The following is a 19,534-nucleotide window of genomic DNA, read 5'->3' on the forward strand; positions in this document are numbered from 1 at the left end:
CCTCCGGTTGCGAACCAGTGGTGGGCGACTGCAATCACCTCGCCGAGCACACACGCCGACACGGGCGGGACCGGATGACAGGTCGTGGGACACGCGCGTCGACGTGGGGTGGGACCGGACGACAGGTCACGGCGGACTACGCCCGCAGGCGCAGCCCTCTCGGGGTCGGGTGGAACCCGGCGGACTCCAGGGCCGCGCCCAGGGGGGAGTCGTTGACGGCGGTGCCGTCCGCCCGCTCGACGGTGAGCTTGCCCAGGGCGCCGTCGCGCACCGCGAGCGCGAGGGCGTCGACGGCGGGCTGGAGACGATCGTCACCCGAGAAGGAGAGCAGGCTCTTGCCGCCGCGCTCGACGTAGAGGACGAGGTGCCCGTCGACGAGCACCACCAGGGACCCGGCCTTCCTGCCCGGCTTGTGGGACACCTCCCCGGGACGGGCGGGCCACGGCAGGGCCGCGCCGTACGGATTGGCCGGGTCGGCGGCCGCCAGCACCACCGCCCGCCGGGTGCCTCCCTCCGCCCTCTCCGGCTTCCGTGTGCTCCACGGATCGGGCGCCGGCGCCGTGTCCGGCCGGGTGGGGGAGAGGGATGTGGAGCGCATCCGGTCGACGGCGCCGGGAAGGGCGAACTGGGCGCCGCCCAGCCCTTCCACGAAGTAACCCCTGCGGCATCGGCCGCTCTCCTCGAAGGCGCGAAGCACCTGGTAGACGGCGGCGAACCCACCCGGCAGCCGCTCGGCGGTCACTGCCCCCCTGGTCACCACGCCGTGCCGCTCCAGCAGCACCTCGGCCTGGGCGTGGGCGCGCTGGGTGGCGTCCTCCGCGAGGGCGGGCAGTGCCCACCAGCGCCCGCTCACGGTGGGCGGGCCGCTCCTCGTCGGCAGCACCGCCCGACGGCGCCTGGTCGGGGCCGGGCGGTGCGCGGGACGTCCCGTTCCGAGGACGGCCCGCAGCGGCGCGAGCGTGTCGCCGGTGATCCGGCCCGACCACACCAGATCCCACACGGCGGCGGACAGGGCACGGTCATCCGGGACGGAACCGGTCAGGAGCGCGCCGACCCGGCTGCCCAGCTCGCGGAAGAACAGCGCGCCCCCGCCGCCCAGAACCTCCAGCACCGCCTCGTGCACCGGCGTCAGGGTGATGTCGGCGGGACCGGGCATCAGCAGCGGCGCGGTGTCGGCGAAGTAGAGCGACACCCAGCCGTCACCGCCGGGCAGGGACCCCTGCCCCACCCAGACCACCTCGCCCGAGGCGGTCAGCTCGTCCAGGAGCGACGGGTCGTATCCGGGCACCCGCGAGGGCAGGATGAGCGTCTCCACCGCCGACGCGGGCACCGCCGCACCCTGTAACTGCTCGATCGCGCCCACCAGCGCGTCGATCGGCGGCCTGCCCCGTGGGGGAGAGCCGCTGATGCCGTGCCAGGCGGGCGCGAAGGCGGCCAAGGTCTCCGGGGAGACCGGCTCCACCTCCTTGCGGAGCCTGGCGAGGGACCGGCGGCGCAGCATCCGCAGCACCCCCGCGTCACACCACTCCTCACCGCGGCCACCCGGCCTGAACTCCCCGCTCACCACCCGCCCCGAGGCGGCCAGGCGGCGCAGCGCGTCGGTGACGACCGCGACACCGAGGCCGAACCTGGCCGCGGCGGTGCTCGCGAGGAAGGGGGCGCGCGTACGGGCGTGCCGGGCGAGCAGGTCGCCCAGCGGGTCGTCGACCGGCTCCAGGAACGCGTGCGGCACCCCCACGGGCAGCGGCACGCCGAGCGCGTCGCGCAGCCGGGCGGCGTCCTCGATCGCCGCCCACCGCTCCTGCCCCGCCACCCGCACCCTGATGGCCCGCCGGGAGCCCTCCAGCGCGGTCAGCCACGCGGGGTCGCCCTCGCGCACGCTGACGTCCTCGGCCACGAGGGGGCCGTGGGAGCGAAGCAGGTCGGCCAGGTCCTCGGCGTCGCGCAGCGGCCTGTCCAGCCGGGCCAGCTCCCGCTCGGTGTCGGTGATCACATCGAGGTCGAGCAACTCGCGCAGGTCCGCCTGGCCGAGCAACTCGGCCAGCAGGCTCGTGTCGAGCGCGAGCGCCTGGGCGCGTCGCTCGGCCAGCGGGGCGTCGCCCTCGTACATGAACGCGCCGATGTAGTTGAACAGCAGCGACGCCGCGAACGGCGACGCCTGGCCGGTCTCGACCTCCACCAGCCGGACCCGCCGCGCCTCGATGTCACGCATCAGCCGGACCAGCCCCGGCACGTCGAACACATCCTGGAGGCACTCGCGCATCGTCTCCAGCACCACCGGGAACGACCCGTAGCGGCCCGCCACGCTCAGCAGGTGCGAGGCGCGCTGCCGCTGCTGCCAGAGCGGTGACCGCCTGCCCGGCACGCGGCGCGGCAGCAGCAGGGATCTTCCCGCGCACTCGCGGAACCGCGCCGCGAACAGCGCCGAGCCGCCCAGCTCCTCGGTGACGATCCGCTCGATCTCGTCCGCGTCGAAGATCGCGACATCGGAGGGAGGGTCGGAGAGCGTGTCGGGAACGCGCAGCACGATCCCGTCGTCGGAGTGCACGGCCTGCACGTCGACGCCGTAGCGCTCCCGCAGCCGCCGCCCGATCGCCAGCGCCCACGGTGCGTGCACCCGGGCACCGTACGGGGAGTGCACCACCACCCGCCAGTCGCCCAGCTCGTCGTGGAAGCGCTCGACAAGCAACGTCCTGTCGTCCGGCACGTAGCCGGTCGCCTGCCGCTGCTCGGCCAGGTAGGAGAGCAGGTTGGCCGCGGCGAACTCGTCCAGTCCCGCCGCCCTGATCCTCTCCAGGGCGGCCTCCCGCGCCGTGTCGCCCGCTTCAGCCTTACCCGTCTTTCCGCCCCCCGCTTTCGCTTTCTTCTCTCCCGCCCCCGTGCCTACCGCTCCGGCCTTCCCCGTCCCTCCCGTGTCTCCCGCTCCGGCGCTTCTCGTCTCCGCCGCTCCGTCTTCCGCCTTCGCCTCTCCCGCCCCCGTGCTCCGGGTGCCCCCGCCTCCCACCTCGGTGTCCGCACCCGCCGCCGACATCTCGCGGAGGAACGCGCCGATGGCCCTCCCCAGCTCCGCGGGCCGCCCCGCGGTGTCGCCGTGCCAGAACGGGAGCTTTCCCGGCTGGCCGGGGGCGGGCGTGACCAGCACCCGATCGGCCGTGATCTCCTCGATCCGCCAGGAGGTCGCGCCCAGCACGAACACGTCCCCGGCCCGCGACTCGTAGACCATCTCCTCGTCCAGCTCGCCCACCCGGGAGGACTTCTCACCGACCAGGAACACGCCGAACAACCCCCGGTCGGGGATCGTGCCGCCGTTGGTGACCGCGAGCCGCTGGGCTCCGGGACGGCCCCGCAGGGTGCCGGTCACCCGGTCCCAGACGATGCGCGGCCGCAGCTCGGCGAACTCCTCGCTCGGGTATCGCCCGGCGAGCATGTCGAGCGTCGCCTCCAGCGCGCTCCTGGGCAGCGTCCGGTAGGGGGCGGCCCGCCGCACGACCTCCTCCAGCTCGTCGACCGTCCACTCGTCCAGCGCGGTCATCGCGACGATCTGCTGGGCGAGCACGTCGAGGGGGTTGCGCGGGTAGCGCAGATCCTCGATCTCCCCGCTCCTCATCCGCTCGGCCACCACCGCCGTCTGGACCAGGTCCCCCCGGTATTTGGGGAAGATCACGCCGCGCGAGACGGCTCCCACCTGGTGCCCGGCCCGGCCGATCCGCTGCAGGCCGCTCGCCACGCTCGGCGGTGCCCCGACACACGCCACCAGGTCGACCGCGCCCATGTCGATGCCGAGCTCCAGGCTGGAGGTCGCGACCACGGCGGGCAGCCGCCCGGACTTGAGCGCCTCCTCGATCTGGGAGCGCTCCTCCTTCGACACCGAACCGTGGTGGGCTCTCACGATCTCCGGGACGACCCCCTTGGCCGCACCTGCCTGCGCCATCATCGCCGCGGGGGTGGAGATGGAGGCCGGTGGCGCGGGGAACCCCTCGGCCCAGTGCACCGGCTCCGCTCCCGCGCCCTCCACCGCCGCCCGCTCCCCGCCGTCGTCCCGTCGCTCCCACGCCAGCTCGTTGAGGCGGGTGCACAGTCTCTCCGCGAGCCGCCGGGAGTTGGCGAACACGATCGTGGAAGCGTGGTCGCCGATCAGCTCGAACAGCCGCTCCTCCACATGCGGCCAGATCGACCGCCTGGCCGGGGTCTCCGTCAGCCAGCGGTCGTCGTCGGGGGCGGGGGAGGGGGGAGGCGTGTCGAGCTCTGTCATGTCCTCGATCGGAACGACCACCTCGACCGCGATCTCCTTGTCGGAGGGCGGCTGGACCACTGTCGCCGGGCGCGACCCACCCAGGAAGGCGGCGACCTCGCTCACCGGGCGCACGGTCGCGGACAGGCCGATCCGCTGGGCGGGCCTGGGCAGGAGGGTGTCGAGCCGCTCCAGGCTGAGGGCGAGGTGCGCGCCGCGCTTGGTGGCCGCCACCGCGTGCACCTCGTCGACGACGACCGTCTCCACGTCGCGTAACGCCTCGCGGGCCTGGCTGGTGAGCAGCAGGAACAGCGACTCGGGGGTGGTGATCAGGATGTCGGACGGCCTGGTCGCGAACCGGCGCCGCTCCTCCGGGGAGGTGTCGCCCGACCGGATCGCCACCGAGATCTCCGGCACCGGCAGACCGAGCCGCCGCGCGGTCTGCCTCAGGCCGGCGAGCGGGGCCCGGAGGTTGCGCTCGACGTCGACGGCGAGAGCCTTGAGCGGCGACACGTACAGGACCCGGCACCGCCTCGCCGGCTCGCCGTCCCCGCGAGAACGCCCCCGCCCGCTCCGCACGCCCGCACCGCCCGCCCGACCCGCACCGGAGATCTCGGCGTCGGGGGGAGGGTCGGAGGCGAGCCGGTCGAGTGACCACAGGAAGGCGGCGAGCGTCTTGCCGGAGCCGGTGGGCGCGACCACCAGGGTGTTGTCACCCCGGGCGATCGCCGCCCATGCCCCCTCCTGCGCGGCGGTCGGCGCGGAGAACGCCCCGGTGAACCAGTCTCGGGTCATCCGGGTGAAGTGATCGAGCGCTCCGCCCGCGCCCGTTGTCTCGCTCATCGCCGCCCCCTAGCTCCCGGTCCGGCCGGCCAACCGGGTCACCGCCCATACTGCACGGCCCCACCGACAGAACCCGCCACCGCCGACCGGCGGGCGGGAGTGGACAGACCGCGCGTCACCTGCGGACACACGAACCGGCCTCGCGGCCGGAGCGAGGGAGATCACGCCCCCGGGGGTGTTCCCGACGCCCTGCGGCCATGACATGCCGTCCGGGATAGGTTGGCTCCCTGCCGTCACGGACACGACTTTGACGAACACACGACGCATTGAGTGGTGAGCTAACGGTGAGCATCGACCATCAGGCCATCGAGGCGACGCGCGAGCGGATCAAGGCGGAGCACCTCAGGGAGCACCGTCCGCCGAGCAGCGCGAGGGGGCTGCACCACTTCGCGCTGATCTCCTCCGACGTCGAGACGACGATCGCGTTCTACCAGGACCTCCTGGAGTTCCCGCTCACGGAGATCTTCGAGAACCGTGACTACCGAGGGTCGAACCACTTCTTCTTCGACATCGGCAACGGCAACCTCCTCGCCTTCTTCGACTTCCCCGGCCTGGACCTCGGCCCCTACAAAGAGGTTCTCGGCGGGCTCCACCACATCGCCATCTCCGTCGATCCCTCCACGTGGGAGCGTTTGCGGGGCAAGCTGGAGGCGGCGGGAGTTCCGCACCAGGTCGAGAGTGGCGCGTCCATCTACTTCGCCGACCCCGATGGCGCCCGCCTGGAGCTGCTCGCGGACCCCCTCGGAGAGATGTACGGCTCCCGCGTGCTCTGACGACTCCGCCTCCTCACCCCCGACCTTGGCCGCCCGCGCTCTCACCGGTGACGGCCCTTCCCCCGTACGTCTCCTGTCCCGGTCCCGTCGGACCTGGACGGGAAACCGGGAGACCGGGTGGTTCGCGGTTCGGCGGCGTCTCGGAACGGGCTCCCGTACCCCGGAGTGGACCCATACTTGGGGTATGCGCCTGTCGGAATTCTGGAAGCGGATGAAGTCACACTTCGGTGACCAGTACGCCGATTCATGGGCCAACGACTACGTCATCGCCGATCTCGGCGGCCGGACCGTGATCCAGGCACTGGCCGACGGCGTGGGGGCGAAGGAGGTCTGGCACGCCGTGTGCGGGGTGACCGACGTCTCGCCCAGGCTCCGCTGAGAGCCGGTCAGGATTCGGGAAGCGGGACGAGGAGCCTCTCCACCACCTCGGCCGCGTGCGCGGGATCGTCGGCGCTCTCCTCACCGTCCGGTGCCCACAGAAACAGCCAGCCGTCCTTGACCGGTGTGGCGAAGACGATCGTCTGCCGGTGACTGTCGGGATGCCACACCCACAGCACGGGGGCGGCGCCGCCGAGGGTGCGGCTCACCATCCCTCGTTGTCGCAGTTCGGCGGCGAGGGAGTCGAGATGGGCTAGGCGTTGCTGTGTGAACGCGTTGGGCACGTTGGGCACCTCGGGTCGTTTCCCCTCAGGATCACCCCAGGTCAGCCCGGTTACAACAGGCTCAAGGTAATTCTTGGAAATGTCGCCTTTCGGATGGGTGCCGTGCCCTGCGGGGCGGTTCTCCCGCTGCCGGTGCCCACGACACCTGGCACCACACGCCTCGTCGGCGGCCCCGCCGCCCGTGCCTGGTTGCGCCAACTTGTGGCGTTCTGCGTCAGTTACCGGCTGTTCATGTATTTTCGCATCCATTCGTGCCCGATGGTGCCTGTCGCGCCTGGCGTCGCGCACACCTCACAGGCGGCTCCGCCGTCCGCGCCCGCTCGTGTCCGTTCGTGCCCGGTCATGCGCGGGTGACCTCCGCGGTGGTTCGCGACTCCCGCAACCCATGGTGCCAACGGGCGGCGATCGAACAGTCGTTCGGCTATATTGAACAGGCCACCACTCCTGGCGTGCCCTCCCGAAATTGTCGGCGGCACCCCGTAGCTTTCTGGCAACCGATCCAACCCGCGACCCTTCAGGGGGCTCCCATGGCAGCTAACGACCGCGAGAAGGCGCTTGAGACCGCACTCGCTCAGATCGAGCGTCAGTTCGGCAAGGGCTCGATCATGCGCCTGGGCGACGAGACCCGGGCTCCCATCGAGGTGATTCCCACCGGCTCCATCGCACTCGACGTGGCCCTCGGCATCGGCGGTTTCCCGCGCGGCCGCATCGTCGAGGTCTACGGTCCCGAATCCTCGGGCAAGACCACGGTCGCCCTGCACGCGGTGGCCAACGCCCAGCGCGGCGGCGGCATCGCCGCGTTCATCGACGCCGAGCACGCGCTCGACCCGGAGTACGCCCAGAAGCTGGGCGTCGACACCGACGCGCTGCTCGTCTCCCAGCCCGACACCGGTGAGCAGGCGCTGGAGATCGCCGACATGCTGATCCGGTCCGGCGCCGTCGACCTGCTGGTCATCGACTCGGTCGCCGCACTGGTGCCCAAGGCCGAGATCGAGGGTGAGATGGGTGACAGCCACGTCGGTCTCCAGGCCCGCCTGATGTCCCAGGCGCTGCGCAAGGTCGCCGGTGCGCTCAACAACACCGGCACCACCGCGATCTTCATCAACCAGCTCCGCGAGAAGATCGGCGTGATGTTCGGTTCGCCCGAGACCACGACCGGTGGAAAGGCGCTGAAGTTCTACGCCTCGGTCCGTCTCGACATCCGCCGCATCGAGACGCTGAAGGACGGCACGGAGGCGGTCGGCAACCGCACCAGGGTGAAGGTCGTCAAGAACAAGATGGCCCCGCCCTTCCGGGTGGCCGACTTCGACATCCTCTACGGCGTCGGCATCTCCCGCGAGGGTGGCTTGATCGACATGGGCGTCGAGCACGGTTTCGTCCGCAAGTCCGGCGCCTGGTACACCTACGAGGGTGACCAGCTCGGCCAGGGCAAGGAGAACGCGCGAAACTTCCTCAAGAGCCACCCGGACATGGCGAACGAGATCGAGAAGAAGATCAAGGAGAAGCTGGGCGTCGGCCCGCGCCTTGACAGCCCGGCCGCCCCGCCGCCCGCCCCTGCGGCTTCGGCCCCGGCCGCCGCGTCCGGTCGTGCGTCCGGTGCCGCGGCTTCCGCCGCGTCCGGTCGCGGTTCCAAGGCCGCCACTCCCAAGCCGGGTGACGCCTGAGTCCGGGCTGATCGATGACGACTGGACCTGACTCCGGTCCGGCCGACGAGGCCGGGCCGAGGGACTGGGGTGCCTGGCCCGACGAACCTCGGGCGGCCTCACCGAGGGGGCGTGGGCGCGACTTCGGCTCGTCCGCTTCCGAGGAAGGGTTCCGCGAGGAGACCGCGGAACCCGCGGGCGACGCACCCCGAGGCCGGAGGAAACGTGCCTCCCGGCGTGGCGGGCGGCGCTCAGAGAGGGCTACCCCGGGCTTCCTTCCCAAGGAACCCGACGGACCAGACGGGTCCGACGGATCGGCCGAGTGGGCTGGGAAGAGCCGGAAGTCCGAGGCCGACCCGCAGGCGGTGGCGCGAGGCATCTGTCTGCGGCTGCTGACCATGGCGCCGCGCACCCGAGCCCAGCTCGCGGAGGCGCTGCGCAAGCGTGAGGTGCCCCAGGAGGCGGCGGACGCCGTGCTGGACCGCTTCTCCGAGGTCGGGCTCATTGACGACGAGGCGTTCGCCGCGGCATGGGTGAGTTCGCGCCACGCCGGGCGGGGCCTCGCCAGAAAGGCCCTCGCCTCGGAGCTCCGCCACCGCGGGGTGGAAGAGGAGACCGTGAAGGAGGCGGTGGATCGGCTCGATCCCGAGGAGGAGGCGGAGACCGCCCGTCGCCTCGTTCGGCGCAAGCTCTCCTCGACCCGAAGCCTGGAGCCCGCGGTCAGGACTCGCAGGCTGGCCGGCATGCTTGCCCGGAAGGGATACGGTCCCGGCCTGGCGTTTCGTGTCATCCGCGAAGTTCTGGAGGACGAGGGCGCGGAAACATCATCATTCGCGGATGATTCGGGCTATCCGCTCGACTAGTTCGAAGCAGCTTGACAGCGGGTCTTTGCTTGCTCGTTACCTCTCTGACGCTTAATCTCAACAGCAGTGAGGAGTTACTCCGCGCAGTGCGGATTGTCATAGCGGTGTAGTACGGGCAAACAGGCTTGGCGGATGAGGACGGAACGAAGGACCGGCGGGAAGAGCCGGTAGGTGATCCCCTCTGGGTTCACTTCTGTCCCGACAGCGCCCCTCCTGGACTTTCCGTGCCGTGCGTGTGACCCCTCGTGTGCCTGATATTTGCGACGCGAGGAAGGTGAGGCGCGCATGGATCCGGTCATGGTCGTCATGTTGGTAGTGACGGTTGTGGCTCTCGCCGTGATGACAGCCGTGCTGGTCGTGTTGCTGCGTCGTATCGGTGGAGCCGGGCCCGTGCAGAAGGGGCCCACCCCCGAGCAGGAGGCCGAGGCCGAGGCCCACCTGGAGGAGGCCAGACGCGAGGCTGCCGACATTCGGGCGAGAGCCAGAGATGACGCCGGAGAGCTCCTGCGCAAGTCGGAGACGGCGGTCGAGGCGGCGGCGGAGATGCGCAAGGAGGCCGAGGCCGAGGGCAAGATCCTGAAGTACGAGCTCAAGGAGCTCCGGTCCGACCTCGAACGCAGGGAGAACCGGCTCGCCGAGCGGGAGCAGCGTCTCGACGAGGAAGCCAGGCGCCAGACCGACCGGGCCCGCAAGCTCGCCGAGACGGAGACCGAGCTGGCCGACCGCCGTGAGGATCTCGAACGGGTCGCCGAGGAGCGTAAGATCATCCTGGAGCGGGTGTCCGGACTCACCAGCGACCAGGCCAAGGCCGAGTTGGTCCGAGAGATCGAGAACCAGGCCAAGCGCGAGGCCGCGCTGATCATCAGGGAGATCGAGAGCGAGGCCCGCAAGGAGGGTGAGAAGCGCGCCACCAAGATCGTCACATTGGCGGTCCAGCGAGTGGCCACCGAGCAGACCGCCGAGTCCGTGGTGAGCGTTCTGCACCTGCCGGGCGATGAGATGAAGGGGCGCATCATCGGCCGTGAGGGCCGCAACATCCGCGCCTTCGAGTCGACCACCGGCGTCAACCTGATCATCGACGACACACCGGAAGCCGTGTTGCTGTCGTGCTTCGACCCGGTCCGCAGGGAGACCGCGCGGCTGACCCTGGAGAAACTCGTCCTCGACGGACGCATCCATCCGCAGCGCATCGAGGAAGCCCACGAGCGTAGCAAGGCGGAGGTCCAGGAGTTGTGCGTGCGCGCGGGTGAGGACGCCCTGGTGGAGCTCGGCATCACCGATATGCATCCCGAGCTGGTCACCCTTCTCGGTCAGCTCCGTTACCGCACCTCCTACGGCCAGAACGTGCTCGGTCACCTCATCGAGTCCGCCCACATCGCCGGGATCATGGCGGCCGAGCTGAGGCTCGACACGACGCTGCTCAAGCGCTGCACACTCCTGCACGACATCGGCAAGGCGCTCACCCATGAAGTCGAGGGCAGCCACGCGCTCATCGGCGCCGAGATCGCCAGACGCTACGGCGAGCACGAGGACGTCGTCCACGCCATCGAGGCCCATCACAACGAGGTCGAGGTCAAGACGGTCGAGGCCGTCCTCACCCAGGCCGCCGACGCGATCAGCGGCGGCCGCCCCGGAGCCCGCCGCGAGTCGCTGGAGGCCTACGTCAAGCGGCTGGAGCGGCTTGAGGAGATCGCCACCTCCTACGAGGGCGTCGAGAAGGTCTTCGCCATGCAGGCGGGGCGGGAGATCAGGGTGATGGTGAAGCCCGACGCGGTCGACGACATCCAGGCCCAGGTGATCGCCCGAGATGTCGCCAAACAGGTCGAGGAGGAGCTCACCTACCCCGGCCAGATCCGCATCACTGTCGTCCGCGAATCGCGGGCCACCGAGTTCGCCCGCTGACCCCGCCGAACCGTCGCCCCCGCCGAACCGCTGAAAACCCGTTGAGCCGCTGACCCCGCCGACCGGTCAGGAGTGAAAGATCTGCTGATAGAAGGCGAGCTCGGTGGCGAGGGCCGCACTACGGGTCTCGGCGCGGCGGAACCCGTGGGCCTCGCCCTCGAACGTGAGGTAGGTGCAGGGGACGCCGCGTTCGGTGAGAGCGTCGACGAAGGCCTGAGACTGCGCCGGAGGGACCACCGGGTCGGACAGACCCTGCAGGAGCAGCATGGGACAGCTCACCCCCGCCACCTGGCCGACAGGCTCGCGTGAGGCGTACAGGGCGGGATCCTCCGGGCCGATCAGCCACTCGACGTAGCGTGACTCGAAGTCGTGGGTGGTCGCGCTGAAGTTGGCGAGCCCGCTCACGCCGTAGTAGGAGACACCCCCGGCGAACGCGTCGGACGCGCAGCAGGCCGCCATGACCGTCCACCCGCCCGCGCTGCCGCCCCGGATCGCGATCCGCGCCGGGTCGCCCAGACCTTCCGCGGCCAGCCACTCGGCCGCGGCGATCGAGTCTTCGACGTCGACCACGCCCCACTGGCCGTGCAGCCGCTCGCGATAGACGCGGCCGTAGCCGGTGGAACCGCCGTAGTTGACGTCGAGCACACCGATGCCCCTGCTGGTGAAGAACGCCTTCTCCAGGTCGAGTGCGCCAACACTGTGCCCGGTCGGCCCGCCGTGCACGAACACGACGTACGGCGCGGGGCCCTCGCCACGCGCCTCGGGGTTGGACGGAGGGTAGAGGAACGCGTGCACCTCGCGCCCGAACCGGGTCTCGAACTCCACGGGCCTGGCGAGTGGCAGGTAACCGGCGTCGGGCAGCTCGTTGACGTCCCTGCGGAGCTCCTCCACCCGCTCGGTCACGGTGTCGACCCGGATGATGGACCGGGGTAGCGCGGGGCCGTACCCGATTCCGACCAGGGCGTGCCCGTCGGTGGCGAGCACCGCGTCCCAGCCCTCGTAGGGCACGTCCAGGTCGCTCAGCACACCGCTGTCCGGGTCGAAGACCCCCAGACGCAGGTTGCCCCGCCCATGCAGGACCGCGAGGCTACCGTCGGCCATCGGTGCGTACGGCACCGCGCCGAGCTGCCACAGCGGCCCCGCGAACTCCTCCTCCGCCGGGTAGAGCGCCCTTGGCGCGGTGCCGTATATCCCGACCAGGTAGAGGTTCCACCAGCCCGACCAGTCGGAGATCAAATAGAGGCTCTGCTCGTCACGCCACTGCGGGGCGAGCACCGACTCGGAGACGCCGCCCCTGACCTTCCAGGAGGTGCCGTCGGCGAGCCGGGAGACCCACAACTCGGTGCCGTTCCACGGCATCCGGGGGTGGTCCCAGCAGACGAAGGCGAGGTGCTCACCGTCGGGGGAGAGGGTGGGGAAGGCGTAGAAGTCGTGGCCGCTGACCCGCTCGCGCGGCGCGTCCTCGCCGGACAACGGGATGGACACGATCGACCGGCTCACCCGGCCGTCGTCGTGGCGCTCCCTGACACACCAGATCTGCCCGTCGTGGACGACCAGGTCCGCGTAGCGCGGGCCGGCCGGCTCCTCGGGCTCCGGAGTGAGGGGCCTGGGCTCACCGTCGGCGGACAGTAGGTAGAGGCGCTGGTCGACGAAGTTGGTGAACACCACGCCCTCGCCGGGCACCACCGCGTACGACCGCCCGCCGTACTCGTGGACCCTGGTCCTGGCGCTCCACGGCGCGCTCAGCAGCTCGCGCTGGGCTCCGTCGGCGCTGCGGTGCATGATGGTGGTCCGTCCGCCCTCGGCGGGACGGTCCTCGGTCCACCAGACCTCCTCGCCGAGAACAGTCGGGTATCCGAGGCGCAGCCCGGAACGGGCGACGTCGGAGGTGGAGACCGGCGACGGCCACGTGGCGTACGGCAGGACGACCTGCTCGGGGGACATGGCGTAATCCTGCCCGATAACCCGTCGCGTGTCGCCGGTATCACGCTCGCGTCATCGGAGATATGCCGTCGGTGAACCGAACGGGCCGTGAGATCAGTGGGAATGATGAGGTGAGGGCGGTTGACCCGGTCTCTGCCATAAATCGGCCTGCGGATGTTTTTACCCGCCCGTCACACGGAAGGGCGGTCACCGGGTCCGGTGACCGCCCTTCGGCTGCCGTACTCCTACGGCGTGGCTCCTACGGTGCGGGGTTGCCGGGGCCGCCCTCGACCGCCGTCGGCGAGTCGGGCCGGGCGATCGGCTTGGCCGCGGTCTTCCTGCTGCGACGGCTCCGTCTCTCCAGCCAGGTGGCGACGGCGCCCACCATCACGTTGATGATGATGTAGATGATCGCGATGACGATCACAGCGGGAATGATGTTGTTGAAGTTGGAGGGCAGCACGCGTGCCCCCGCGTTCAGCAGGTCCTCGAACGACACGATGAAGCCAAGGGCGGTGTCCTTCAGGAGGACCACCAGTTGCGCGACGATCGCCGGCATCATGACCGTGACCGCCTGCGGCAGCAGGATCATCCGCATCACCTGGCCAGGACGCATGCCGACCGCGAGCGCGGCCTCGCTCTGTCCCCGTGGGATCGACAGGATGCCCGCCCGTACGATCTCCGCCAGCACCGAGCCGTTGTAGAGGACGAGGCCGATCACCACCGCCCAGAACGGCGTCACGGTGAGTCCGAAGACCGCACTGCCGCCGAACATCACCGCGAAGATCATGATCAGCAGCGGGATCGCCCTGAAGAACTCGACGACCGCACCGGCGGCGCGACGGATCCAGGCGTTCGTGGAGAGCCTGCCGATGCCGAAGACGAACCCGAAGGGCACCGCGATCAGGGCGGCGACCGCGGCCGCGGTGAGCGTGTTCACCAGGCCGGGCAGGATCAGGTTGATCCACACGTCGCCACGCAGGAACGGCGTCCACAACTCGGCGTTGAGCTGGTTCTTCTCGCCGAGCTTGGTCACCAGCACGTACGCCGCGAACAGCACGGCGAGGACGACGAGCACGGTGAGAACGTTGTTGCGGATCCGGGCCTTGGGGCCGGGAATGTCGTACAGGACGCTGACGCGTTCCGAGCTCTCGGCGCGCCGCTTGCGCGCCGGGGGCCGCTCCGCGGTCACCGCGGTCATCGGACCACCGCCAGGCGCTTGGCGAGCCAGCCGAACAGCAGCCCGGTCGGCAGGGTCAGGATCAGGAAGCCCAGCGCGAACCCGGCGAAGATCTGGATGACCGCGTCGCCGTGCGCCTCGAACAGCGTCTTCATGGTCAGGGACGCCTCACCCACCCCGATGGCCGCGGCGATCGTGGTGTTCTTGATCAACGCGATCAGAATGCTGCCCAGCGGGGCGATCACCGCGCGGAACGCCTGGGGCAGCACGATCAGCCTCAGGTTCTGGCCGAACGTGAGCCCGATGGCGCGGGCCGCCTCCGCCTGGCCGACCGGGACCGTGTTGATCCCGGCGCGGATCGCCTCGCAGACGAACGCCGCCGTGTAGGCGGACAGTCCGATGATGGAGAGCCACAGGTAGTTGGTGGACAGGCTCTCTGAGAACGAGACGTCCAGAACCAGGCCGAGGCCCAGGCCGCAGAACACGATCACCAGGGTGAGCGGGGTGTTCCGCAGGGTGTTCACGTACGCCGTGGCGATCCCGCGAAGGATCGGCAGCGGGCTGACCCGCATGCCCGCGAGGATCGTCCCGAGCACGAGCGCCACCAGCCCGCTGGCGAGGGTGAGCCGTATCGTCAGCCAGAAAGCGTCCCGAATGATCGGGAACTCATCGAAGAGTGCCTGCACTCATCCCTCCAGAGGTCACAGGCCGGGGCGTCCGTACGCCCCGGCCGAGGCGTGACCGAATCAGTAGCGCTCGACAGTCGGCGGGTTGGTGAAGAACTTGCCGAACTCGCCGAAGTTGGCGTCGATGGCCTTCTTCCAGCTGCCGTCCGTGAACATCTTCTCCACGGCCGCGTTGACCTTCTCGCGGGTCTCCTTGTCCTCCAGCTTCAGGCCGATGCCGTACTTCTCCTCGGAGAAGGGCTGGCCGACGAGGCGGAACTTGCCGGGAGACTGGGTGGCGAAGCCGGCCAGGATCGTCGCGTCGGTGGAGATCGCGTCGACCTGCTTGTTCTCCAGCAGCGGCAGGCAGGCGCCGTAGCCCTGCTGCTCGGTGAGGAAGCCGCTCTTCCACTCATCGCCGAACTTCTCGACCAGGCGGGCGGGGGAGGAGGAGCCCTGGGCGCCACAGACCTTCTTGCTCTTGAGGTCCTCGACGCTGTTGATCGTGGTGTCGTCCGCCCGGGTCAGGATGTCCTGGCCGGTGACCAGGTACGGGCCGGCGAAAGCGACCTTCTTCTTGCGGTCGTCGGTGATCGAGTAGGTCGCGATCACGGCGTTGACCTGGCCCTGCTGGATGAAAGACTCGCGGTTGGCCGAGATGGCCTCCTTGAACTCAATCTTGTCGTCCGCGTAGCCGAGCTCCTTGGCGATATAGCGGGCGACATCGACGTCGAAACCCTTGAAGGAGCCGTCAGGCTGCTTCTGGCCGAGACCAGGCTGGTCGACCTTGATTCCCACGACGAACTTGTCGCCTCCGCTGCCGCCGTCGTCGCCGCACGCGGTCAGACCAGCCAGCGCCGCCGCGGCTGCGATGACCACGGCTCCAATACGACGTACACGCATTCTTGCTACCTCTTTTTCGTCAGGGACATCAGGAACATCAGGGTGAGCAGGCCGTCAGTGAGTGAGAATCTTGGAAAGAAAATCCTTGGCCCGGTCGGTTCGGGCGTTGGTGAAGAACTCCTCGGGGGTGTTCTCCTCCACGATCTGGCCCTCGGCCATGAACACCACGCGGTTCGCCGCGCGGCGGGCGAAACCCATCTCGTGGGTGACGACCATCATCGTCATCCCCTCCTGGGCAAGACCGATCATGACGTCGAGCACCTCCTGGACCATCTCCGGGTCGAGTGCCGAGGTCGGCTCGTCGAACAGGATCATCTTGGGGTCCATGGCCAGGGCGCGGGCGATCGCCACGCGCTGCTGCTGACCTCCCGAGAGTTGCGCGGGATACTTCGACGCCTGGGCGCCGATACCGACCCGCTCCAGCAACTCCATGCCCCGCCGCTCCGCGGCCTCCCTCGCGACGCCGCGAACCTTGATCGGCCCAAGGGTGACGTTCTCGAGGATCGTCTTGTGGGCGAACAGGTTGAAGGACTGAAACACCATCCCGACCTCGGACCTGAGCTTGGCCAGGGTCTTGCCCTCCACCGCGAGCGGCTGCCCGTCGAAGGTGATGGTCCCCTCGTCGATCGCCTCCAGCCGGTTGATCGTCCGGCAGAGGGTCGACTTGCCGCCGCCTGAGGGGCCGATGACGACGAGGACCTCGCCGCGGGAGATCGTCAGATTGATGTCCCGAAGGACGTGCAGGCTGCCGAAGTGCTTGTTGACACCTTCAAGCACGACCAGAGGAGTCTTGTCCCCGTTCTCCGTCATGCTGGACAACGTAATTCTGTAAAGGGCACCTGGGGCTAACCCTGCGGTACCGATCAGATCACGTCCTGCTCACGCCTTGATCATCGGACCCTGCCCAGGGTAGCCGGGTCGAGGGTGAGCTTGAAGGGTTCCGTCGGTTCCACGGTCGTCCCGGCGGCGACACGGTGGATGAGCTGATACTCGCCGTTCTCGTCGAGCGCGTACGTGAAGATCACCGGAAGCTCGTCGGAGCGCTGCCCTCGGAACGACTTCATCTCGATGCGCCAGAGGTGTCGGTCGAGTCCTGGTTCTCGCATGCGGCTTTGGAGCCCCGACTCAGCGAGAAGGTTGACGTTGGGTGACTGTTCGATCGCCTGGAGTTCGGTGGGTCGAGGGCGTACCTGAAGGTTCGGCGGAGCGCCTACCCTTGTCGTGAGATGACTGCCACCGTGGAGAGCGCCCGCACGTACGAGGTCCGTACCTATGGGTGCCAGATGAACGTGCACGACTCAGAGCGCCTGTCGGGCCTCCTGGAAGACGCGGGATACGTCCCGGCCGCCCAGGGGGAGACGGCCGACGTGGTCGTGTTCAACACCTGTGCCGTACGGGAGAACGCCGACAACAAGCTTTACGGCAATCTTGGCCACCTGCGTCCCTCGAAGGTGGGCAACCCCGGCATGCAGATCGCCGTGGGCGGCTGCCTGGCGCAGAAGGACCAGGGGGAGATCGTCCGCAGGGCGCCCTGGGTGGACGTGGTGTTCGGCACCCACAACATCGGCTCGCTGCCGGTGCTGCTTGAGCGGGCGCGCGTCCAGCGGGAGGCCCAGGTCGAGATCAAGGAATCCCTGGAGACCTTCCCGAGCACGCTGCCGACCAAGCGCGAGTCCGCCTACGCCGCGTGGGTGTCGGTCTCCGTGGGGTGTAACAACACCTGCACGTTCTGCATCGTGCCCGCGCTGCGCGGCAAGGAGAAGGACCGCCGCCCCGGCGACGTCCTGAACGAGGTGCGCACCCTGGTCGACCAGGGCGTGCTGGAGATCACCCTTCTTGGTCAGAACGTCAACACCTACGGCGTGGAGTTCGGCGACCGGCTCGCCTTCGGCAAGCTCCTGCGGGCCTGCGGCGACATCGAGGGGCTGGAGCGGGTCCGTTTCACCAGCCCGCACCCGGCGGCCTTCACCGACGACGTGATCGCGGCCATGGCCGAGACGCCCAATGTGATGCACCAGCTCCACATGCCGCTGCAGTCGGGCTCCGACCGGGTCCTCAAGGCCATGCGCCGCTCCTACCGGGCCGAGCGCTACCTGGGCATCATCGAGCGGGTCCGCGCGGCGATGCCCGACGCGGCGATCTCCACCGACATCATCGTGGGCTTCCCCGGCGAGACCGAGGAGGACTTCCAGGGCACCCTCGACGTGGTGCGCGAGTCGCGGTTCGCCAACGCCTTCACGTTCCAGTACTCCATCCGGCCGGGCACCCCCGCCGCCACCATGGACGACCAGATTCCCAAGGAGGTCGTGCAGGAGCGCTACGAGCGGCTCGTCGCCCTGCAGACCGAGATCTCCTGGGCGGAGAACAAGAAGCAGGTCGGTCGGACGCTTGAGGTGCTGGTCGCCGAGGGCGAGGGCCGCAAGGACGAGGCGACCCACCGCATGTCGGGACGGGCCCCCGACAACCGCCTGGTGCACTTCACCCCCGGCGCGGAGGTCCCGCGTCCCGGTGACGTGGTGAGCGCCGAGGTCACGTACGCGGCACCGCATCACCTGGTCGCCGACGGTCCGGCCCTGAGGCTCCGCCGCACCCGCGCGGGCGACGCCTGGCAGGCGCGTCAGGGCACCCCTGCCGGCGCCGGTTCCGGGGTCATGCTCGGCATGCCCTCGATCGGCCGTCCCGCCCCGCTCCCCGAGACCTCGGGCTGCTCCGTCTCCTGAAGGTCCGCTCTCCCGGCAGGGCCCCCGGGACCGGTGCTCACTCCTGCTCCATGAGCTGCTGAGCGCGGTCCGGTCTCCTGGTCGGATCTCCCGAGGTCCTGGCCCGTCTCCTGAGGCCTGCCCCTCCTGAGGGGGCCTCGGGAGACAACTTTCCCAGGGCGCTCCCTCCCGGCGGGTTTCCAGGGCGTGCCCCCGAAGTGCCCTCTCGGGGCGACCCTCGTGACGCGCTCCTTCCCTGGGCCGGGATTTTTCGGAATGCTCTCCCTCCGAGAGAGATCTTCTGATTGTTTTCGGGGCGCCTCTCCAGGTGGTGCGAGTCCATGATCGAATCGCCGGAATCCCCGGTGGGAGCGGTGATTCGGGCGATGCCGACGCTCCTGCCAGGGGGTACGTGCACGGCGTCACCGTTCGCCCCTTAACAGATGATATTTCGTGATTCATCCGTGATTGATGTGCGAGCATTTCCCTGCTGTGGCTACTGTGGTTCAGCACCCGCGGAAGCCGTGGAGGTTTCCCCCCGAGAACCGCAGGGAGTTTTCCCCATGCACGTCCCTCCATCTTCGGGCGGTCCCGGAGAACCAGAGATCATCGTCGGCCCCGCCGACGAGCCCGGACAGTCACGTAAATCCCGTAAGCCCCGACGGAGAAGCGGCCTGGCCATAGCCGTCTTCTCCGTGCTCGCCGCCGCCCTCCTGGGCGGAGGTGCCGTCTTCGCCTTCGTGAACGCCGGGGGCGACGATCCCCGACCGCCGGCGGTGCCGGACAGCGCACAGGAGGCGGTCCAGGAGCCCGAGCCGGACCAGAGCTCGCCGCAGGACGAGAAGCAGAAACCGAAGAAGAGCGCGGATGTCGCCTCTGGAGGCGACGACACGTCCACCGGAGGCGGTGGCTCGGGTTCCAACGCCAACGCGAACGCCGGGGGCGGCGGAACGGGCGGGAACGAGCCGGCCGCCGGGAGGCCCGCGGAGGACAAGCCGTCGAAGCAGCGGCAGAGCAGCCCGCAGAAGTCGCAGGGCCCCCAGGAGGGCGATCTGAGCGACGGCCCTGCCGGCTATGTGCATCCCCAGGGGCCCGTCGGTGGTTACTGAATCCCCGGCCTTCAGGCAGGGGAGCGCGTCAATGACCCAGGACCGATGAGCCGGACATGATCGGTACGGCCGGGGCGCGGTGCGAGGAGCACCGCGCCCCGGCGCGTTTCCGGATCCCGTACGACCATCCTCGCCGCC

At 69.6% G+C, this 19,534-nt stretch carries 15 protein-coding genes; 7 read left to right on the top strand and 8 right to left on the bottom strand.

Features of this window, described 5'->3' with window-relative positions; genetic code table 11:
- Nucleotides 1-136: 136 nt before the first annotated feature.
- Complete coding sequence (locus tag ACIBH4_RS26545) at nt 137-5,074, bottom strand: ATP-dependent helicase (RefSeq protein WP_362763965.1); 4,938 nt, start codon at nt 5,072-5,074, stop codon at nt 137-139.
- Nucleotides 5,075-5,358: 284 nt separating this feature from the next.
- On the opposite strand from ACIBH4_RS26545, the gene ACIBH4_RS26550 reads away from it, so the two are divergent.
- Nucleotides 5,359-5,847 (top strand): VOC family protein, encoded by a 489-nt coding sequence (locus ACIBH4_RS26550; RefSeq protein ID WP_350944643.1) that lies wholly within the window; start codon nt 5,359-5,361, stop codon nt 5,845-5,847.
- A 184-nt stretch (nt 5,848-6,031) separates the two neighbouring features.
- On the top strand, nt 6,032-6,226 hold the full coding sequence (locus ACIBH4_RS26555) for a DUF3046 domain-containing protein (protein ID WP_362501236.1): 195 nt from the start codon (nt 6,032-6,034) through the stop codon (nt 6,224-6,226).
- 7 nt (nt 6,227-6,233) lie between these two features.
- Here the strand turns inward: ACIBH4_RS26555 and ACIBH4_RS26560 are convergent, their stop codons facing one another.
- Nucleotides 6,234-6,509: a hypothetical protein gene (locus ACIBH4_RS26560; RefSeq protein ID WP_362501238.1), complete on the bottom strand. Its 276-nt coding sequence runs from the start codon at nt 6,507-6,509 to the stop codon at nt 6,234-6,236.
- A 527-nt stretch (nt 6,510-7,036) separates the two neighbouring features.
- Between ACIBH4_RS26560 and recA the strand changes: the two genes are divergently transcribed.
- From recA to rny, 3 genes are all read left to right on the top strand, one after another.
- Nucleotides 7,037-8,173 (top strand): recombinase RecA, encoded by a 1,137-nt coding sequence (gene recA, locus ACIBH4_RS26565; RefSeq protein WP_362501240.1) that lies wholly within the window; start codon nt 7,037-7,039, stop codon nt 8,171-8,173.
- Nucleotides 8,174-8,187: 14 nt separating this feature from the next.
- Nucleotides 8,188-9,015, top strand: coding sequence for a recombination regulator RecX (gene recX / locus ACIBH4_RS26570; protein ID WP_362763968.1), 828 nt, complete (start codon nt 8,188-8,190; stop codon nt 9,013-9,015).
- A gap of 285 nt (nt 9,016-9,300) precedes the next feature.
- The gene (gene rny / locus ACIBH4_RS26575; RefSeq protein ID WP_362763971.1) at nt 9,301-10,917 is read left to right on the top strand and encodes a ribonuclease Y; all 1,617 of its coding nucleotides are present in this window, start codon (nt 9,301-9,303) and stop codon (nt 10,915-10,917) included.
- A 66-nt stretch (nt 10,918-10,983) separates the two neighbouring features.
- On the opposite strand, the gene ACIBH4_RS26580 is transcribed toward rny, so the two are convergent.
- The 6 genes from ACIBH4_RS26580 to ACIBH4_RS26605 form a co-directional block, all read right to left on the bottom strand.
- Nucleotides 10,984-12,861, bottom strand: coding sequence for a prolyl oligopeptidase family serine peptidase (locus tag ACIBH4_RS26580; RefSeq protein WP_362763974.1), 1,878 nt, complete (start codon nt 12,859-12,861; stop codon nt 10,984-10,986).
- A gap of 238 nt (nt 12,862-13,099) precedes the next feature.
- The gene (locus ACIBH4_RS26585; protein WP_362501248.1) at nt 13,100-14,041 is read right to left on the bottom strand and encodes an amino acid ABC transporter permease; all 942 of its coding nucleotides are present in this window, start codon (nt 14,039-14,041) and stop codon (nt 13,100-13,102) included.
- Nucleotides 14,038-14,706 (bottom strand): amino acid ABC transporter permease, encoded by a 669-nt coding sequence (locus tag ACIBH4_RS26590; RefSeq protein ID WP_362501250.1) that lies wholly within the window; start codon nt 14,704-14,706, stop codon nt 14,038-14,040. Before ACIBH4_RS26590 ends, ACIBH4_RS26585 begins: the two co-directional genes overlap by 4 nt.
- A gap of 60 nt (nt 14,707-14,766) precedes the next feature.
- A complete protein-coding gene (locus ACIBH4_RS26595) occupies nt 14,767-15,588 on the bottom strand; it encodes a glutamate ABC transporter substrate-binding protein (RefSeq protein WP_399173019.1) in 822 nt (273 codons plus the stop codon).
- A gap of 54 nt (nt 15,589-15,642) precedes the next feature.
- Nucleotides 15,643-16,398: an amino acid ABC transporter ATP-binding protein gene (locus ACIBH4_RS26600; RefSeq protein WP_362501254.1), complete on the bottom strand. Its 756-nt coding sequence runs from the start codon at nt 16,396-16,398 to the stop codon at nt 15,643-15,645.
- 80 nt (nt 16,399-16,478) lie between these two features.
- Entirely contained in the window at nt 16,479-16,652 is a 174-nt protein-coding gene (locus ACIBH4_RS26605) for a hypothetical protein (protein WP_362501256.1), read from the bottom strand.
- A 162-nt stretch (nt 16,653-16,814) separates the two neighbouring features.
- On the opposite strand from ACIBH4_RS26605, the gene miaB reads away from it, so the two are divergent.
- Complete coding sequence (miaB, locus tag ACIBH4_RS26610) at nt 16,815-18,308, top strand: tRNA (N6-isopentenyl adenosine(37)-C2)-methylthiotransferase MiaB (RefSeq protein ID WP_362501258.1); 1,494 nt, start codon at nt 16,815-16,817, stop codon at nt 18,306-18,308.
- Nucleotides 18,309-18,850: 542 nt separating this feature from the next.
- Nucleotides 18,851-19,396 (top strand): hypothetical protein, encoded by a 546-nt coding sequence (locus ACIBH4_RS26615; RefSeq protein WP_362763977.1) that lies wholly within the window; start codon nt 18,851-18,853, stop codon nt 19,394-19,396.
- The last annotated feature ends 138 nt before the right edge of the window (nt 19,397-19,534 follow it).

The organism is Streptosporangium sp. NPDC050284 (genome assembly GCF_044459525.1).
Classification (GTDB): domain Bacteria; phylum Actinomycetota; class Actinomycetes; order Streptosporangiales; family Streptosporangiaceae; genus Streptosporangium.

What these genes read in the sequence shown, in the direction of transcription:
- ACIBH4_RS26545 (WP_362763965.1), bottom strand. Translation starts at nt 5,074, where the DNA reads ATGAGCGAGACAACGGGCGCGGGCGGAGCGCTCGATCACTTCACCCGG.
- ACIBH4_RS26555 (WP_362501236.1), top strand. Translation starts at nt 6,032, where the DNA reads ATGCGCCTGTCGGAATTCTGGAAGCGGATGAAGTCACACTTCGGTGAC.
- recA (WP_362501240.1), top strand. Translation starts at nt 7,037, where the DNA reads ATGGCAGCTAACGACCGCGAGAAGGCGCTTGAGACCGCACTCGCTCAG.
- recX (WP_362763968.1), top strand. Translation starts at nt 8,188, where the DNA reads ATGACGACTGGACCTGACTCCGGTCCGGCCGACGAGGCCGGGCCGAGG.
- rny (WP_362763971.1), top strand. Translation starts at nt 9,301, where the DNA reads ATGGATCCGGTCATGGTCGTCATGTTGGTAGTGACGGTTGTGGCTCTC.
- ACIBH4_RS26580 (WP_362763974.1), bottom strand. Translation starts at nt 12,861, where the DNA reads ATGTCCCCCGAGCAGGTCGTCCTGCCGTACGCCACGTGGCCGTCGCCG.
- ACIBH4_RS26585 (WP_362501248.1), bottom strand. Translation starts at nt 14,041, where the DNA reads ATGACCGCGGTGACCGCGGAGCGGCCCCCGGCGCGCAAGCGGCGCGCC.
- ACIBH4_RS26595 (WP_399173019.1), bottom strand. Translation starts at nt 15,588, where the DNA reads ATGCGTGTACGTCGTATTGGAGCCGTGGTCATCGCAGCCGCGGCGGCG.
- ACIBH4_RS26600 (WP_362501254.1), bottom strand. Translation starts at nt 16,398, where the DNA reads ATGACGGAGAACGGGGACAAGACTCCTCTGGTCGTGCTTGAAGGTGTC.
- ACIBH4_RS26605 (WP_362501256.1), bottom strand. Translation starts at nt 16,652, where the DNA reads ATGAAGTCGTTCCGAGGGCAGCGCTCCGACGAGCTTCCGGTGATCTTC.
- miaB (WP_362501258.1), top strand. Translation starts at nt 16,815, where the DNA reads ATGACTGCCACCGTGGAGAGCGCCCGCACGTACGAGGTCCGTACCTAT.
- ACIBH4_RS26615 (WP_362763977.1), top strand. Translation starts at nt 18,851, where the DNA reads ATGCACGTCCCTCCATCTTCGGGCGGTCCCGGAGAACCAGAGATCATC.